Annotated in this window: 11 protein-coding genes and 1 pseudogene; 10 read left to right on the forward strand and 2 right to left on the reverse strand. The window is 45.0% G+C overall.

What is annotated here, in order from left to right; genetic code table 11:
- Positions 1-523, reverse strand: a 523-nt coding sequence (locus LUQ50_RS15030; protein ID WP_300041091.1) for a tetratricopeptide repeat protein, incomplete at its 3' end; no start/stop codon positions are given.
- Positions 524-988: 465 nt separating this feature from the next.
- Here LUQ50_RS15030 and LUQ50_RS15035 point away from each other — a divergent pair.
- From LUQ50_RS15035 to lon, 3 genes are all read left to right on the forward strand, one after another.
- On the forward strand, positions 989-1,864 hold the full coding sequence (locus LUQ50_RS15035; protein WP_300041093.1) for a hypothetical protein: 876 nt from the start codon (positions 989-991) through the stop codon (positions 1,862-1,864).
- Positions 1,865-2,045: 181 nt separating this feature from the next.
- The gene (locus LUQ50_RS15040; protein WP_300041095.1) at positions 2,046-2,465 is read left to right on the forward strand and encodes a MarR family winged helix-turn-helix transcriptional regulator; all 420 of its coding nucleotides are present in this window, start codon (positions 2,046-2,048) and stop codon (positions 2,463-2,465) included.
- Between the two features lie 49 nt (positions 2,466-2,514).
- Positions 2,515-4,911, forward strand: a complete 2,397-nt coding sequence (gene lon / locus LUQ50_RS15045) for an endopeptidase La (RefSeq protein ID WP_300041097.1) — start codon at positions 2,515-2,517, stop codon at positions 4,909-4,911.
- 54 nt (positions 4,912-4,965) lie between these two features.
- Here the strand turns inward: lon and LUQ50_RS15050 are convergent, their stop codons facing one another.
- Positions 4,966-6,030, reverse strand: coding sequence for a PEGA domain-containing protein (locus LUQ50_RS15050; protein ID WP_300041099.1), 1,065 nt, complete (start codon positions 6,028-6,030; stop codon positions 4,966-4,968).
- 718 nt (positions 6,031-6,748) lie between these two features.
- On the opposite strand from LUQ50_RS15050, the gene LUQ50_RS15055 reads away from it, so the two are divergent.
- The 7 genes and pseudogenes from LUQ50_RS15055 to LUQ50_RS15085 all read left to right on the forward strand — a co-directional run.
- Complete coding sequence (locus LUQ50_RS15055) at positions 6,749-8,683, forward strand: hybrid sensor histidine kinase/response regulator (RefSeq protein ID WP_300041101.1); 1,935 nt, start codon at positions 6,749-6,751, stop codon at positions 8,681-8,683.
- Position 8,684: 1 nt separating this feature from the next.
- The gene (locus tag LUQ50_RS15060; protein ID WP_300041103.1) at positions 8,685-9,053 is read left to right on the forward strand and encodes a response regulator; all 369 of its coding nucleotides are present in this window, start codon (positions 8,685-8,687) and stop codon (positions 9,051-9,053) included.
- A gap of 172 nt (positions 9,054-9,225) precedes the next feature.
- Positions 9,226-9,786 (forward strand): hypothetical protein, encoded by a 561-nt coding sequence (locus LUQ50_RS15065; RefSeq protein WP_300041105.1) that lies wholly within the window; start codon positions 9,226-9,228, stop codon positions 9,784-9,786.
- A gap of 138 nt (positions 9,787-9,924) precedes the next feature.
- Positions 9,925-10,151, forward strand: a pseudogene (locus tag LUQ50_RS15070) (histone family protein).
- A 342-nt stretch (positions 10,152-10,493) separates the two neighbouring features.
- Positions 10,494-12,323, forward strand: coding sequence for a PAS domain S-box protein (locus tag LUQ50_RS15075; protein ID WP_300041107.1), 1,830 nt, complete (start codon positions 10,494-10,496; stop codon positions 12,321-12,323).
- Positions 12,266-12,856: a PAS domain-containing protein gene (locus LUQ50_RS15080; RefSeq protein ID WP_300041111.1), complete on the forward strand. Its 591-nt coding sequence runs from the start codon at positions 12,266-12,268 to the stop codon at positions 12,854-12,856. The genes LUQ50_RS15075 and LUQ50_RS15080 overlap by 58 nt, the downstream gene beginning before the upstream one ends.
- Before the next feature lie 734 nt (positions 12,857-13,590).
- Positions 13,591-14,159: ABC transporter substrate-binding protein (locus tag LUQ50_RS15085; protein ID WP_300041109.1), on the forward strand; the 569-nt coding region annotated here is incomplete at its 3' end.

The raw sequence follows: 14,159 nt of genomic DNA on the forward strand, positions 1-14,159 counted from the left end.
CTGAATCATATCCTAAATCAGGTCCGCTTCTTCCAATATCAATGGTTGAATCACGTCCTGGTGTAAATGAGTCAGAACCTCTGTCTATATTACATGGGTCCCCTCCTGGAAATCCGCCAGGCCCATTATTCCTGTTGTCATCAGGGACATAACTCCAGGAATCACTTGAATCACTTCCGGTAGGAGTGATAGCATGATAGCTGACACCAAGGTTAAGGATACCAACGTTATACCATCGATTCCATATCGGGGTATATCCTCCACTTAACACGGTGGCAGTTTTGAATGCCATCATTGCCTCATTAAAAATCCCCTGGGTCTGATAGGTAACACCCAGGTTATTCCATGCTTCGGCGTTTAACTTATCGATTCTGACGGCATTTTGAAATGCGTTGAGTGCATCGTCATACCTGCCCTGGCCGTAATACAGTTTGCCCAAGTCATTCCAGGTGGCAGCACTTCTATCAGCGGAACAAGGGGTAAGGGAAAGTATCATGGCTATCGTGAATAAGCATAGAACCATAAGGGAAAGCCTGCGTTTAGAGACTCCAGAATTTTGTAGTGAAGAAACAGTATGATGTCCCCACCACCCAGCACACAGGAAAATAAAATTATTTTCCTGATCTTTTCTTCGATCCATGATTCGAATACGAGCAAATTATATAATAAATAGATCCTACTTCATGGTTGTATATACAACCGATTGGTTCAACATTATAGTTCTCAGTCAGACTTTATGGGTAAGGCAATTGGATTTATCTTCAATGGTACCGAATCAGGAAATCTGGGTTGCAGGGGTGAAAAAATGCCTCCTTTGGATGCTGAATCCTAAGTGATTGGATCTGATTTGCGCATATTGATATTTCATCATTGATTTTGACAAAGAATCGGTATTTGGTTCTAATTCAGGGATGCAATGTCTGTTACTACAGGCAACTAATTATGCCCTCATCTCTGACCTTTCTCAATGGAAAGATATGAAATTTTCATGATATCCTGCCTGCTTGTTGCAATATTAGCAGGTTTTGCATCAGCATCTGATGATCTTACCGTATATTATATCAATACCAGCCATGGTGATGCTACTCTTCTTGAGTCAAGTGGTCATTTTATGCTGATTGATGCCGGGAATAAGCAGGACTCTTCAGCAGTGATTGATTACCTGAAAAGTACAGGAGTTGGAATGCTTGATTATGCAGTCGCCACCAGTATGAATGAGAGTGCCATTGGTGGTATGGCTGAGATTCTGAAAGCGTTCCCGGTTTCTATCTATGCTGACCCGAGCAGTTCGTTCTCATCTACCACAAAGGCAGCGATAAAACAACAGATCGAGTCAGGACAGGTTGGGTATCAGCAGGGTGAAACCGGTGCCAGTTTCCCATTCGGAGCTGCGACCATCAAAATTCAGAATACAACCACTTCAACCACCAATGCATCTGCAAATGCCCTCTCACTGACTGTGGGAGTTGGAAATGTCAGTTTCCTCTTCTCAGGTAACCAGGACCTTGCATCTACTCCTGCAACCATCTGGGCTGTTTCGGGCCAGGGCCAGGATGTCTCAGCAGCTTCATTTGCGACGGTTTCTCCTCAGGTACTGATATTCAACACAGGGATTAGTCCATCTGCAAAGATTCTTGAGACACTGAAGAAACAGAAGAATCAGTACCTGCAGACCAGTAAGGATGGAGATGTTGTCATCTCCACTGACGGGAGTAACTATACCGTTACGACCAGTAACGCAAAAACCATGGAGAAATCCACTCCCGTTGTCACCCCTACTGTAAAACCCGTTTCAGGGGAGACAATAAGCCTTCTTTCCCCAGGATTATCTGGAGCGAATGTAACCAAGTCACTCGCCTCCTAATCCTGGTTGTATATCCGGTATAAAACCGGATTGTTCATTTTTGGCGCAAAAACGTTTCACGTTTTCATCGGTTTGGTCTGATGATTGTATGTTTTGGATCGGTTCTCACCATCTTCTGATATAGATTGCCAGATCAGGAACCTTTATAGTTAGGGATGGGCTAACTAATTATTACGGATCTATGACAGACCAGAAAGAACATTTGGTTCTGATTTTTGATAATCTGATCAGGATGAAGAATGAGTGTTCTTGTAGTATCTTCTCGGCTTGTGAGATCTCGGATATCACGGTGAAGCAGATCAACTACCTGAAAGTGATCGATTCTCACGATGAGATCACGTTCAGCAGGCTTGCTGAGATCACTAGGAACTCAAAACCAACTATCACCGAAATGATACATAAATTAGATCGGATGGGCTGTATATCCCGTAAATCATGCCCGCATGATGGGAGAATCAGTTACCTGTATCTGACTGAACGCGGTGAAATGATTGCCCGTGCCGAGCAGAACGCACTGCAGCAGGTTATTGAGCGGCTAATTGATTCCCTCGACTGTCATGAGATTGATCTGCTGATTGAGATTCTGAAAAAAGTCCGCTAAAAAATTTTCGTTCTGTAATTAGTTAGGTTAAGTAAAACTAAAGATTGATATGAGCACCACCACATTCACCCAATCAGAAATGGAACAGGAGCATTTCGTACTTCCCCTTTACGAGATTGTTGTGTTTCCAAACACACGAACAAAGATCATAGTTGACCGGGAAACCGGTAATCTCCTCCTGCAGGAGATGAGTAAGGATGTAGGCAGAAATCCCGTTGGCCTGGCGGTAAAAACCGGAACCATCCCGGGAGAGATTGATGCATCGGCAGTATATAATGTCGGCAATCTCCTTGAGATCTCCTTTATTCAGCCTGCTGAGGAAGGGTACCTTGTCTGTGTACATGCAGTTCAGAGAGTCAGGGCTGAAACAGTTGTGGAGCGTGACGGCCGGCTTTATGCGACCTGTGTCCCGGCAGAATCAATTGTTGATCTGGATCATTCTGCGCATGATGAGATACTCGACGAGATCAAACAGACCATTCATGCAATCAGCTCCCATTTCCAGGGTTCTGAACAGTTTACCCAGCCGATTGATGAGATGACCTCGATTGATACGGTGATTGGGTTCACGATGCCGTTTGTCCCGGTACTACTTGAAGAGAAGCAGCATCTTCTGGAGATAGACTCTTTGCAGGAGCGAGCCGTTGCTTTTCTTGAGATTCTGCTCAAAGTCAGGGAAAATATCAATATCAGGATTGAGGTGACCCAGAAGGTCAGTGAAAAAGTCTCCAAGAGTAATCGTGAAGCCATGCTTCGCGAACAATTGAAAGTGATCCAGGAAGAACTCAATGAGATCGAAGGGAACGGGCCAGGTGATACCGGGTACCGCGAACGGATTATGGAATCACCGATGCCTGAAGAGGTGAAGAAGAAGGCACTCACCGAGGTGAGGAAACTGGAAACCGGTGGTGCTCACAATCACGAGGCACCGGTTATCAGAAATTATCTCGATCTTCTGCTCGATCTCCCGTGGATCAGCGGGGAGATACCATCCATCAACCTCGAGGTAACCAGGCAGGTATTAAACAGTCATCACTACGGACTGGAAAAGGTCAAGGAACGGATCATCCAGCATCTGGCAGTCATGAAATTAAAGCAGGAGAAGCAGGGATCAATCCTCCTCTTTGCCGGACCTCCCGGCACCGGTAAGACAAGTCTTGGCAAGAGTATTGCTGAAGCTCTGGGACGATCCTATGTCAGGGTAAGTCTTGGAGGTGTCAAAGATGAGGCAGAAATTCGGGGTCATCGTCGAACCTATGTCGGGGCACTACCTGGGCGGATAATTCAGGGAATGAAACGTGCCGGTTCAAATAATCCAGTATTTGTACTTGATGAAATTGATAAATTAAGTGCTTCATATTCAGGAGATCCGGCAAGTGCCCTGCTGGAAGTGCTTGACCCTGAACAGAACAGTAGTTTCTCGGATCATTATCTTGAGGTCCCGTATGATCTCTCTCATGTGCTCTTTATCGCAACTGCAAACTCGCTTGCTTCAATCCCGGGACCATTGCTTGACCGGATGGAACTTATAGAAATCTCGAGTTATACGAAAAATGAGGTATTTTCCATAGCCCGTGATCATCTGTTTCCCAAGACTATAGAGGAGCATGGGCTCGATGCAGGAAAGATCGTGGTTGACGATGATGCGTTAAGCACCGTCATTGAGAAGTACACCCGGGAAGCAGGTGTCCGCGGACTGAAGAAGCAACTTGACCGGATAGCACGATATGTCTCTGAAAAAATTGTTTCAGGCAAGGCAGAAATGTCGTTTGTGGTCACCTCTGATCATCTCAGTGAGATCCTTGGAAAAGAAGTATTTAGGCATGAATCTGCGAGAAACCGGCTGACTCCCGGAGTTGCAACAGGTCTTGCCTGGACCCCGGTTGGAGGAGAGATTCTCTTCATTGAAGGGACGTTTATGCCCGGTACCGGGAAATTAACGCTTACCGGTCAGCTCGGTGATGTCATGAAAGAATCAGCGAACATATCCATGAGTCTGATCAGGTCACGATTTGCTAATGCGGCAAACCGGTTTGACTTCATGACCAGTGATATCCATATCCATGTTCCATCAGGAGCAACCCCGAAAGATGGCCCGTCAGCAGGCGTCACGCTGTTTACATCGCTGGTATCACTTATCACCGGGAAGACCGTTAATCCGAAACTCGCTATGACCGGTGAGATCACGCTCAGTGGAGCGGTCCTTCCGGTCGGGGGGATCAAGGAGAAGGTTCTTGCTGCGCATCGGGCCGGAATCCGGAATGTAATCCTGCCAAAAGAAAATACACAGGATCTTGAGGATATTCCTGATGATGTCAGAGGTGAACTGAATTTCATCACCGTTGAGAATATCGAAGAGGTTCTTCATGAGGCATTGGATATTGATCTTCCTGAACCTTTCCGATATCTGGAAGGAACATATCAGGTTCAGGCACAGAATGTCTGAAACGAGATCCCGGTACCTGTCAAAAAAGAATGACCTGTTCTGAGGATCAGGTCTTCATCTCCGGCCTGGTGGACCACCAGGTCCGATGTTCATTGGAATATCCCCACCAAACGGTATGCCATACGGCATATCAATCTGGTGGTCAAAGAACCAGTCTGGTCGGTTTGGAGTGAGCGATAACAACACTGAGTTCTCCTTTCCTGCAATGAGGTTAATGATCTCGGTACCGGTGGTGTATTGGGATTTTTCGGCTTTGATCGTATAAATGCCTGATTCGATATCTGTTAAGTGGGCGGGGGTAACTCCATAGTAGACGCCATTCAGATAGATGGTTGCGCCAGAGGGATTTGAATTCACCGTAAGAGAACCAGTACTGGTAATCCTGTTGAGTATTGCAGTAACTGATGATTCCTCTCCAGAGGATACCGTAACTGTTGTGGCGTACAGTGAGTATCCGTCCCTGGTAATACTCAGAGCATGGGTTCCAGCCGGTATGTCCTGGTAGGTACAGGGAGTTCTCTTTGTAAGAGAGTCATCCAGGGTTACGGTTGCACCTGACGGGGTGGAAGAGACCGAAATGGATCCCGTATGAGATGATGAATCTGTACTGAGTGCGGCAGAAACTACGGATTCTGCTCCTGATGCAACAGTAATCGGGGTAGAGTAGGACGAGTATCCCTCTTTAGATATCGTGATGGTATGGGATCCGGCAGGAATCTGCTGGTAGGTATATGGTGTTTCCTGGATATTTGTACCGTCACAACTCACCGTTGCCCCCGTTGGTGTGGATGTTACCGATATGGAACCGGTCTCCGAGTTCTTCTGCAATGTTGCAGAGATGGTCTCGGCTGTGCCGGGTGCAGGATTCTGATCGATAGTTGTTGTCCAGTCCAGATATCCGCTCTCCTGCAGGGTAATGATATGGGGCGGACTGCTGGTCTCCCCGATGGTGACGATCACCGGGGTAACCCCTGCTTGCGAATCGTCAACATATACCGTTGCTCCAGAGGGCGATGAGATAATACTCAAATATCCGTCAGTTTCAGTACCAGTGGTTGCGGTACCATGAGTAATCATGAAACCCATCACAAGGAGAGCGATGAGGTAGTGTGGTTTCATAAATTCACCTTTACCTTTTTACTAAAATGGTTATGGGTTCTTTCACCGGATTTCTTCTCAAATAACGGTATCAATAGGTTTTTCATCATCTGAAAGTTGTGGAGCGGCTGCTACCTGGCACTCTGTATCCCCCTCTCGTTTTGAGTGGGCGGGAATACCTGGTACTGGGATACAAAAGACAATGATTACTGGTATGAAATAAAGCCCGACTCAATTGCCAGGATCATGGGTTCAGAAAAAAGTAACCTTCACGTATGAAAAGTGAAACGGTGAGATGAGGTATTCCATTACCTTCTGATGATTGTCCGTTTCACCATGTTCCCGCTCTGGGATGGATGGATCTTTCAAGTTCATTTTGCCGGTTGTCTCTGTGCTGGTGTATTTACCTCCTGTATTCATTTACGGGCATAATTCGTGCATCGGTACCGCAATCAATGCAGTATTTCTGAATCTGGTTCATCTGGGGGGTTATGATTCCAGATGTCCTATACTATATGTAAAGAACATTTTACATATGCTTTCTTCTCGTCAGTTCCAACTTACCAATTTCCATCCATCTTTCTACCGGGGTATCTTCAGAGAGGCGGATCCATCACCGGACATGTTTCATTGTCTAACTCAAAATTCTCAATATTTTTCTAATCTGATACTATTCGGGATTACCTGTTCTCGAAATCTCTCGGAATAAATAAATACTATTCTGCAAATGTCGATACATATGAACCTCCGATACAAGGTCCTGATCCTGTATTTTTGCATCATCGTAATGGTTCTGATCTGTATTGGAGTAGTTCTGCCATCTTCACTTCAGGAAAAAAATCTTGAAAATATACAGACTGACACCATCAATCAGTTGAAACATATCGATTTTGCTCTCTCGAACTTTGTCTCTGAAATGGAGAATGATATCAGGAATATCAGGATGGATGACGATGTCAGATATCCTGATGACACCGGGTTTACTTCATTCCTTAATGCATCAGAAGATACGTATCAGTACTCCATCGGGGAGAAAGAACAAGCAATAATTGATGAGTTGAATGCATTCAGGCTCACGCACCCTGCAGTCAGTTCTGTATATCAGGGCCGGGAGAGTGGAACCTTTGTCAGGTCACACCCGAGAACACGTCCAACCCAATATGATCCCAGGACAAGACCCTGGTACATTCTGGCAAAGGAACATCCGGGAGAAGTGAAGAGGACTGATCCTTATCCCTCTGTTACCAATACTGATGTTAACATTGGTATTGTAACTGCGATGATAGATTCCAACGGGACGGTATACGGGGTTTTGGGAGCTGATATTACGCTGGTTAACCTGACCACCTACATCGCTCAGTTTGACATGGGAAGAAAGAGTGAAATCATCCTGATCAACGAGACCGGGACGATTCTGGCATCCCGGAATGAATCCTTGCTCTATACTGATATTGGTGAGCTGACAAAAACCCAGAAGGATCTCTTGTTGGCGTCATCAGAAGGTATTTTCACGCTTTCCGAGTCGTACCTGATCTATTACACCTCACCGAAGCTCGGATGGAAGTACCTGGTCAACATTCCCTTCTCCCAGATAGAAAAGGAGATGAATGAATCTATCATCACTATTCTTATCTTTGTGATTTTTGCTATCGTTCTGATGAGTATTATCACTCTGCTGGCTCTGGATCGGACGATAATCCGCCCGATTTCCAGCCTTACCGCGATAGCGAAGAACATTTCCGAAACCGGGGATCTTAATCAATCCATCCCTGCAGGTCCGGAAGGTGAGATCGGTGAACTCTCCAACTCTTTTAGTACGATGATCAGTACGATCCAACAGAGAAAGGATGAACGGGATCAGGCACTGAATGAACTTTCCCGGTATCGTGACCATCTTGCAGATATTGTCAGGGAACGTACCGCCCAGTTGGAACTGGCAAATCAGGAACTCCTGATAGCGAAAGAACATGCTGAAGATGCAGATCGCCTGAAGTCTGCCTTCCTGGCAACGATGTCTCATGAGTTGCGGACTCCGCTGAACTCGATCATCGGGTTCACCGGTATTCTCCTTCAGAGGCTTGCAGGCCCATTGAACATCGAACAGGAGAAACAACTGGGAATGGTGCAGCAAAGTGCAAGACATCTCCTCGCACTTATCAATGATGTACTGGATATATCCAAGGTTGAAGCAGGAAAACTACGCATTGCATCTGAACCGGTTGATCTGGTAAAATCTGTTCTATCTGTTGTCAAAACCATGCAGCCGATTGCAGAGCAGAAAGGTCTGAAGATTGAGATCGATCTGGCACCAGATACCAGATCACTTACCGGTGACAGCAGGCGGATTGAACAGGTGGTTCTGAATCTCATAAGTAATGCAATTAAGTTTACTGATACGGGAAAGATCAGTATCACCACCCGGAATGAACCGGGAGGGGTATCGATATCAGTCCGGGACAGCGGGATTGGAATTAGTGGAGCAGACCTTGATACTCTTTTTACACCGTTTCACCAGATTGATTCAGGTACCACCCGCAAACATGACGGGACCGGTCTGGGGCTTTCTATCAGCAAACGGCTGGTTGAACTTCACGGAGGGAGAATTACGGCACAGAGTACTGAAGGAGTGGGGAGCTGTTTCACGGTGTTTCTCCCGGTAACAGCAGGAGCATAACATGGGATTTCGAATTCTGGTAATTGAAGACAATGAGCAGAATATGTATCTGATGCATTTTCTGCTTGAGGCTAAAGGGCATGTGGTTATTCAGGCATTAGACGGTGAAGAAGGGATCAGAAAGGCGATAGAGGGGAATCCTGATGTTATTCTGCTTGACATCCAGCTCCCTGGGATGGATGGATATGAGATTGCACGGATTATCAGAAGTACTTCAGGTCTGGAGACAATTCCTGTCATCGCTGTCACCTCCTATGCCATGCCTGGAGATCGGGAGAAGGTAATGGCAGCAGGTGCAACAGATTACATCGAGAAACCGATCAATCCGGCGACATTTGTCGATCAGATCAGTATCCATTTCCCTGTTTGAGAGGAAAGTACCACCACGCCCTTTTTACATGAAATCTCAACAATAGCCTGTAACTTTAGATCGGGCGTGGAAAGAGGTTGAGTTTGTGTATCAGATCTGTGCGATATAATGCATCTTCACTTTCGCGGTGTTTCGATTATCTTCATATACTCCCGGAGGTATCATCTACCCGATGAGCGATACGAATAACCCTCTCAAAAATATTCCTCCTGCGGCTTTTTCCATATTTCAAGCGTCACACAAGGACTTTCATAGCTGCCTGGCTGACATTCCCAGGCGATATCCAACCGGAAGAATCACCTATATCAATAATCATGATTTTGTGCCATTACTCCTGTTCAAGGATGAGGATATGGACCGGCTGGATCACCTCAAAATAGGGGCTCTTCCTGAACTCCTGGAATATATTGCTGGTGATACTTCAGCAATTCTTTTCATCGAGTATCATCTTTCATGGTTCAAAACTGACAAGGAAGAGGAGATGATTCAGTTCTGTGAGGTCTGTAGATCCAGGTCACGGAGAGGAGGGCCGGTTGTGGTGGTGACTGCGATTATGGATCGGAGTCTGCTTGCTCTGGATGGGAAAGCAGATCATTTTCATCAGGTCAGGACGTGGGGGCTTAAAAAAGTCAGGGCGATTAAGGAGCAGACATACCTCGATTCTATACCTGAAGGTCCGGTGGGTGTGATGGAGAAGGGGAGGTTGTACGGGCAGATGAAGCTGGAGTGGTGAGTGCCAAGTAGATCTCATTCAGAAAAATGACCAAAATGTCGTTCTTCTTAATGAAATTAAATAAAGAATCAGTTAATAATGAATTATTCTTCTAAAGATATTTATGTCCCTCCCTGAATATAACTCAATAGAAAAATCATTGCAGATTTACCAGTAGCAGCAGTCAGCCGTATTGCCAAGGCAAACGGGGCAGAACGTGTCGATGCAGATGCAGCCGAGTTATTAGTCAAAAATCAGAAGCATACATTGCAAAGGTCGCCAAAGAGGCTAACAAATTCGTATCTCATGCAGGACGAAAAACCATCAAGGCAGAAGATGTTGAAATGGTTATAGAAAACATCTATCTTCTTTTATCCTTACCATAAAGCAGGCCAAGGGCCAGGAATGCAAGATTGACGAATGTCAGGCATACGCACGAATCAATAATAACTATACCTGAACCACTTTTTTCCCTCTCTCAAGTCGAATGCATGGCTGAAAATTAAATCAAACTCCTGTTAACTGATTTTCAGTTCGTTACAATTAAGCCACAAGCTGATTGAGAACTCTAATCTCATCCATCGCCTAATTTTTTCGCACAGAACACAATTCGAGTAAATCTCTACAGATGAGAACGGTATATATATTCTCAAAGCGATTATCAGATAAATTATCGGAATTATTCATGCCTGTACTACCCGTTCCCTCTTCACCTGGTGGCCTACGAAATGCCTGATTCAAGCCTTACCCTGACAACCAATTCATCACCAAGTACTAATCAGAAGATTCGGGTCCTCTATGTTGATGATGAGAGGGACCTCTTAAAGATTGGAAAAATTTTTCTTGAAAATACAGGGAAATTCTCAGTGGATACTCTTGAATCTGCAGAAGAGGCGTTACATCTCCCTCACTTGAATCAGTATGATGCCATTGTATCAGATTTCCAGATGCTCCGAATGAATGGCATCGAGTTTCTCAGAATAGTCAGAGAAAAATTCGGCGAGATTCCATTTATTCTCTTAACCGGAAGAGGGAGAGAAGAGATAGTGATCCAGGCAATCAACCATGGTGCTGATTTTTACCTGCAGAAAGGAGGAGATGTAGTATCACTATACGCCGAATTAACAGACCGGATACTCTATGCAGTCTCCCGAAGAAGGGCTACACAGGATCTTGAACGCAGAAACTTCGAACTGCAGGCTGCATATGAGCAGATTGCAGCGACTGAAGAAGAACTACGGTCAAATCTTGAGGAACTCTCCAGGCAGGAGAACCTGCTCAAGGTCAGTGAAACCCGTTTAATGATGGCGGAAGAGATCAGTCAAACAGGATGCTGGGAATATACACCAAATAGCGACCTTATCTGGTGTTCTGAACAAATGAAGCGGATTTTTGGACTACTCTCCGTTTCATGTGAAATATCACTTTCCCGTTTAAATGCCTGTATTCCTGATAAGGATAGTATAAACCGGTCAATGTCAGACCTTATTGAGAACGGAATACCGTACAATCTAGAATATCTGATCAGGCCGGAAGATGGATCTCCAGAAAAGATCGTGCATTCTGTTGCGAGATTGGAGAGGGATCCGTTAAGTGGAAGAGTGTGGATCCTTGGATCAATCCAGGATATCACAACCCTCAAAGCAGGTGAACGTGCTCTTGCTGAAAGCGAAGCACGATTTAGAGGTTTTTTTACCTATTCTCCGGTTGGAATCAATATCTTTGATCAAGAAGGAAAAGTCATCGGGGTCAACAAGGTTGCACGGGAATATTTTGGAGTAAGCGAGGATGACCCACTGTCGGGGTATCGACTCTTTGAGGATCCATCGATAACAGATGAGACCAAGAACCGACTTAAAAATGGTTTAATGGCAACCGAAGAGCGGTATATTGACTTCACTGCCATACGGTTGCATAAAATGTATGCCAGTACAAAGAGTAAAATTGATAGAGTTTTTATCCAGCTGACATTTGCACCCTATGGACCTGATCTGAAGAATCCCATCGGATATATTGCAGTAATACAGGACCTCAGCAAACGTAAACAGACCGGTGACGCCCTAATTGCAAGTGAAAGTCACCTTCATACGCTTCTGCAGACAATCCCTGACCTTGTGTGGCTCAAAGACACAAACGGAGTCTTTCTCAACTGCAACACCATGTTCAGCCGGTTCCTCGGAGCTGACGAACAAGAAATCATTGGAAAGACTGATTATGATTTTCTCAGTGCAGAGATGGCTGAATTTTTCAGAGAGAATGATGCCAGGGCAGTCGTTGCAGGCCATCCGGTACGGAATGAGGAGTGGATAACCTTTGCAGATGACGGACACCGGGCCTTACTTGAGACGATCAAAACCCCAATGTTTGAGACACACGCGGGAATATTATCGGAGTGCTCGGAATCGGTCGTGATATTACAGGACGAAGAGAACAGGAAAACAGGATTCAGGAAACTAATGCATATCTTGAGAACCTTATCACCAATGCGAATGTCCCGATCATTGTATGGGATTCAGAATATCAGATTACCCGGATCAATCATGCCTGTGAACTTCTGATAGGAAGATCTGAACAGGAAGTTAAGGGAGCGTTACTCTCAATTTTATTCCCCACCGACTGGACAGAACGATCTATGAACCTTATTCATACAACTCATGAGGGAGTGAAATGGGAAACAGTAGAGATACCCATCGTCCATCAGAATGGGACAGTAAGATCAGTTTTGTGGAATTCTGCAACAATCACTGATCCTGGTGGAACAAAGCCGATTGCGACGATTGCCCAGGGTCGTGACATTTCGGTAGAGAAATCTCTGATGCAGGAGAAGGAGCGGGCTATTGTGCAGATTCAGGAAAACATTGCAAAGCTGGCAATCCTAAATGACGGCATCAGAAATCCCCTCACCATAATCGAAGCACTGATCGAAATGGAAGGAGGTGACCAGTTATCTGCCTCGGTTAAAACTCAGATCATCAGGATAGATGAGATGGTCACTACCCTGGATCGGGAATGGGTAAAATCAGTTAAGATCCTTGATTATTTACGACGCCATAATGAGATATGCTCTCATTTTATCAGAAATGAAAGATGACTTGATCTTTCTTTTGTTAGAACTCTCCGAAACTACACAATTTGAGGTAAACCCCATTCATCATCTCATAGTCATCAAACCCAACTTTGCCACTAACAAAAAAATGTGTTCTAAGTGATGTTTGAATCGGCTAAAATGCAAACAAAACTAAGAACTAATGAATTTAAGCCGAATGAAATATATCCTTTCCTATCGGTATCATTTTCCTCGTTGATAGGCTGTATGAAGTCCTGAATTTTCATGATATCTTCGGGAAACACAAAATAAGGGGTATCGATATCAATAATCTGTTAAGAGCCCCCATCAGTTACAAATTAATGGATAACTTCAGCATATAGAGAACTCACGACTGGATCAACCGCCAGAAGTGCGTGCTGAACTTTCCTTCCCTTCCTTCAGCGGAAGATTTCAAAAAAGTGATCGCGATCTAGGGTTAATCGCTATCCTCAATACGTTATTGCATGTCAACATACATCTTACCCACGGAAACTGACGAAGAGCCAAAAAAACTAATAGATTTGCAATATCCCAAATTAAATCGTTGAATTTTTTTCGAATGCAGTATCAGGAACGATCACGACCATTTTTCTGCATTTATCCGGAAGAGATCACGATCCCGATCTTATTTTAATGAGATGTGTCTTCATGGAATTCTCTTTTTTCCTGTGATGATAACAGGGCCAGAGAAAGAATGTTGCTTAATAATATGCAGAAAAAAACAACGTACTCATAACATGGATGCAAAACTGGCACTGGCCATTATGGCTCTGCTGATTCTCCCTGCCGGAGGATTTGCCTCACCTATTCCGGATGATCTGCAGATTCTCACCGAAGATAATGCCCCGCTCAATTATATTGAGAACGGGACTCTGCAGGGGATAACTGTTGATATGATGGAGGAGATACTGAACCGGATGGGGAGCAATATCACCCGCGATTCGTTTAAGTTAGTCCCCTGGAATGATGCGTATGCACAGATCAGCACCACTCCTGATACGATGATTCTTGCTATGGATCGGTTACCCGAGCGTGAGGATATGTTCCTCTGGGCCGGTCCCGTCATCACAGTTCCCCAGGTCCTGTTCATCAGAGCCAACACGAATATCTCTGATAACTCTGATATTGGTGCTCTTCGGATTGTCACTATCACCGATGACTGTGGGAAAACCTATGCTATCAAAGCCGGAGCAGATGAGAGCAAAATAGTGGAAGTGCCTTCCACCGGTGATGCTGTCCGGATGGTTGAAAACGGGTCTGTCGATGCCTGGATATACAATGAACTTGCCGGAATGAAGGCGATCGA

It is taken from the genome of Methanospirillum sp. (assembly GCF_028679455.1).
GTDB lineage: Archaea > Halobacteriota > Methanomicrobia > Methanomicrobiales > Methanospirillaceae > Methanospirillum.

Coding starts and splice junctions, on each gene's coding strand:
- LUQ50_RS15035 (WP_300041093.1), top strand. CDS start 989: ATGATATCCTGCCTGCTTGTTGCAATATTAGCAGGTTTTGCATCAGCA.
- LUQ50_RS15040 (WP_300041095.1), top strand. CDS start 2,046: ATGACAGACCAGAAAGAACATTTGGTTCTGATTTTTGATAATCTGATC.
- lon (WP_300041097.1), top strand. CDS start 2,515: ATGAGCACCACCACATTCACCCAATCAGAAATGGAACAGGAGCATTTC.
- LUQ50_RS15050 (WP_300041099.1), bottom strand. CDS start 6,030: ATGAAACCACACTACCTCATCGCTCTCCTTGTGATGGGTTTCATGATT.
- LUQ50_RS15055 (WP_300041101.1), top strand. CDS start 6,749: ATGAACCTCCGATACAAGGTCCTGATCCTGTATTTTTGCATCATCGTA.
- LUQ50_RS15060 (WP_300041103.1), top strand. CDS start 8,685: ATGGGATTTCGAATTCTGGTAATTGAAGACAATGAGCAGAATATGTAT.
- LUQ50_RS15065 (WP_300041105.1), top strand. CDS start 9,226: ATGAGCGATACGAATAACCCTCTCAAAAATATTCCTCCTGCGGCTTTT.
- LUQ50_RS15075 (WP_300041107.1), top strand. CDS start 10,494: ATGCCTGATTCAAGCCTTACCCTGACAACCAATTCATCACCAAGTACT.